Origin of the sequence: Rhodococcus sp. RDE2, from assembly GCF_020885655.1 — a bacterium.
Lineage (GTDB): Bacteria > Actinomycetota > Actinomycetes > Mycobacteriales > Mycobacteriaceae > Rhodococcus > Rhodococcus pyridinivorans.
Genome location: NZ_AP025191.1, coordinates 1 through 2,807 on the forward strand (window position 1 = coordinate 1; position 2,807 = coordinate 2,807).

Annotated in this window: 4 protein-coding genes; 1 reads left to right on the plus strand and 3 read right to left on the minus strand. The window is 67.1% G+C overall.

The features are described 5' to 3' along the window. Positions 1-102 precede the first annotated feature (102 nt). The 3 genes from LPH33_RS26755 to LPH33_RS26765 all read right to left on the minus strand — a co-directional run bounded on the left by LPH33_RS26755 (position 103) and on the right by LPH33_RS26765 (position 2,031). On the minus strand, positions 103-432 hold the full coding sequence (locus tag LPH33_RS26755) for a sigma factor-like helix-turn-helix DNA-binding protein (RefSeq protein WP_052227183.1): 330 nt from the start codon (positions 430-432) through the stop codon (positions 103-105). Then, on the minus strand, positions 429-1,307 hold the full coding sequence (locus tag LPH33_RS26760; RefSeq protein ID WP_225223596.1) for a replication initiation protein: 879 nt from the start codon (positions 1,305-1,307) through the stop codon (positions 429-431). Before LPH33_RS26760 ends, LPH33_RS26755 begins: the two co-directional genes overlap by 4 nt. A gap of 517 nt (positions 1,308-1,824) precedes the next feature. Continuing rightward, positions 1,825-2,031, minus strand: a complete 207-nt coding sequence (locus LPH33_RS26765) for a hypothetical protein (protein ID WP_039584155.1) — start codon at positions 2,029-2,031, stop codon at positions 1,825-1,827. A gap of 157 nt (positions 2,032-2,188) precedes the next feature. On the opposite strand from LPH33_RS26765, the gene LPH33_RS26770 reads away from it, so the two are divergent. After that, positions 2,189-2,740 carry a hypothetical protein gene (locus LPH33_RS26770; RefSeq protein WP_229568919.1) on the plus strand — a complete coding sequence of 184 codons (552 nt, stop codon included), beginning with the start codon at positions 2,189-2,191 and terminating at the stop codon, positions 2,738-2,740. Positions 2,741-2,807 lie beyond the last annotated feature (67 nt).

Sequence of the window (2,807 nt, forward strand, 5' to 3'; positions counted from 1 at the left end):
CGATGCGTCAACATAGGTTGCCCAAAATGCTTGTGCCAGTGAAGAAGTTGGTTCGTATGTGTGCTGCGATTGGGGCCAGCCGCAGCAGTGGTTTGCCGTTGCTCAGGTGTCGGCGCCGACGTCGGCCTTCGCCGTTTCTTCGCGAGCCTTTGCCGCCTTGCGGGCGTGGTGCAGGATCGTGCCGACCCCGCCGGTCGTCATTCCGACCTGCTCGGCGATCTCGCGCAGCTTGAGGCCCTGAGCACGCAACTCCAGCACCCGCTGACGACGTTCGGCAGCACGGGCGAGGAACTCCTCCCGAGGCTCAGCCATGATGCGCTGGATGGTGCGTGGGGATACGCCCAACCTCTCGGCGCCTTCGCGGGCGGTCATCGTCCTCCGCGCCGGGACCTCCGCTCCTCGCCGCTTCCGTACGGGGATGTGCTTGCTCATCGCAGAACCTCCAACGCCACCGTGCGGTCTACCTTCAGACGCCGTTGACGGTTGGCTTCGATCTTCGCAGGGGAGACGACCTTGCCGCCTTTGCTGCCGAGGTGGGCTTGTCGGGCGCGGTAGGCCTGTTCGTCGAAGTTGCGCCAGATCCACTTGCCGATGGAGTAGGCGGTGGCCCTGACCTCCACGAACGGAAGTGGGGCGGTGAACTGCGTGTTGATCGCGTGGCAGTGCTGGAGCACGAGCATCAGCCAGGCATCGAGACCGTCGTGCCGGTGGTGCCACCACTGCCCGTAGGCCCAGGTGCGGGCGGTATCGAACATGGTCACGTTGCGGCCGAGCCCGACCGCCTTCTCGGGCTTCCTGGGCGCCTGACGTGGGGTGTGGACGGTGACGAGGTCGCGCAGCTCGTAGGGCCGGGACGGGCCGTAGATGGTCTCCCAATCGGGGTGGATCGGGTTCTTGGTCAGCTGCCCGCCGTAAGCGAAGTCCCCGCCGACGGAGATGCACAGACCCCGCTCGATGCGATGAGCGAAGCGCAGCGGTTGCAGCCGGGCGGAGTCGGTGCGGCAGACGGGGCCGGCCAGCCACCAGCCCAGGTGCGCCCGCCCTGACGGGGACTGCGCGACCCAGTTCGGGGCCGGATGGTCGGACGGCTGCTCGAATGCCCGCATCGCCGCATCCGGGTGGTCGCAGTCGATGACGATCGAGCCGAGCAACGCGTGAGGCGAGTGCTCGATGTAGCGCATCGTCAGTGCCTCGTCGCGGCTGTAGCGGTACTGCCCGGCACGGAGATCGTTCGTCGCATGCGGCCGATACGGCAGCAGGACCTCCCGCCCCCAGATCTCGTCGGTGAGCAATTCCCCCATCGTCATGCCGGACACTCTCGCACAAAAAAGATCATTTTTTTACGTACGACACACCAAGCCATATCAGGTATCCCGATTTTTTCCTGGGGGTTTACACCACTCACCGATCCCTGCCGGGGCCATAAACCCGGCGGATTTCCGCGGTCGCATCCGTGATGCATGAGATGTGTCGGGTGAGTCGTCTCGTGCATGGGTCGGGACCACAGGCAGTCGGGTGGCACGTGACGGTGCGGTGCCGTCCAGGGTGCGGGAGGTAAGCCGGGTACGGCTGTCGAGTGCGGCAGAACGGTGTCGGTTCGGGGGGGGGCAGTGGGCGTACCGATGGGCCGGCCTGTCCCGGATGTGAGTGGAACTGCAAGAGGTGTGTCCCCCGTCGGGTGTCGTCGCGGGGCGTGGTTCGCCCGATCCGGCGGGAGCGGCTGTAGCGGCCTCACACGTGTGAGGCCGGGGGACAAGTGCCCGAGGTTGGTTCAGTGCGTCAGCGGGGCGCTCAGGGCGTGTTGTGGGGCGCGGTGGCGCGACGTCAGGGCCGGCCGGGCCGGGTGGCCTCGATGTAGTCGGCGAACCCTGCCAAGAACCCACGTTCGTACTCCTCGACGTGGGGCTGCCCGACCGGGGCGGTGAACCACGTCGAAGCGTCGTGGGCGGTGTCGGCGTCTCCGAGTCGTTGCCGCTCGACGGCCTCGGCGTATCCGGCGTCGTAGCCCTGAGTGAACGCAGTCGTGGTCATGCCCGCCACCTTCCTGGATCAGTCCTGGTCATCGTCGGCGATCCCGCCGACAGACACCCGCCGACACCAGCGATGTCGATCCTGCGCGACCGAAAACGCCCACACATCTCTTGCACTAAAGCTGCAATTTTGGCGCGACGAAATAGGATTCTGCCTCGTGACGACCCCGCCGCCGCCGACCGACAGCCCCGCAACCAGCGCAGATGACGCCGATCCGGGCATGTGCCCGTGGTGCGCAAACCCCGTCCCTCAGCACGCCGGGGCGGGCCGGCCGAGGGTGTGGTGCAGCGACCAATGCCGCCGCGACGCGTACAGCGCCCGCAAGGCATCACGCAGCGGAGCGGTCGGGGTGAAGGTGGTCCGGCAGACCCGGATCGTGGAAAAACCCGTCGAAGTCCGGGTGCCCGACTGGCGGGAAACGGTGCCCTCCACGCCGGCGAGGTACCTCGAGGACCACGAGGTGGTCGAGCACGTCATACGGCACCCAGAGCTGCTGGCGAGAGTCCTCGAATCGTTCAGCGGCTCGATCGCGTTCCGTCGCCATCCCGAGCGTGAGTACCCCCCGCCGCTGCACAAGGCGGCGGTGCAGCTGGCCCACTACCTCGATCAGTACCTCCGGGAGACCGCCCCACCGCCGCCGGAAACTGCGGGATTGTCCCGGCAGCAGCGGCGAGCCCTCGAACGGAAAAAGGCGAAGAAGGGCCGCTGACAGAACCGGTCACCCCACCCCGAAAACGGGCTGCCGCGGCACCGCTTCGCGCTGCCTTGCCCTCGGT

Coding starts and splice junctions, on each gene's coding strand:
- LPH33_RS26760 (WP_225223596.1), bottom strand. CDS start 1,307: ATGACGATGGGGGAATTGCTCACCGACGAGATCTGGGGGCGGGAGGTC.
- LPH33_RS26765 (WP_039584155.1), bottom strand. CDS start 2,031: ATGACCACGACTGCGTTCACTCAGGGCTACGACGCCGGATACGCCGAG.
- LPH33_RS26755 (WP_052227183.1), bottom strand. CDS start 432: ATGAGCAAGCACATCCCCGTACGGAAGCGGCGAGGAGCGGAGGTCCCG.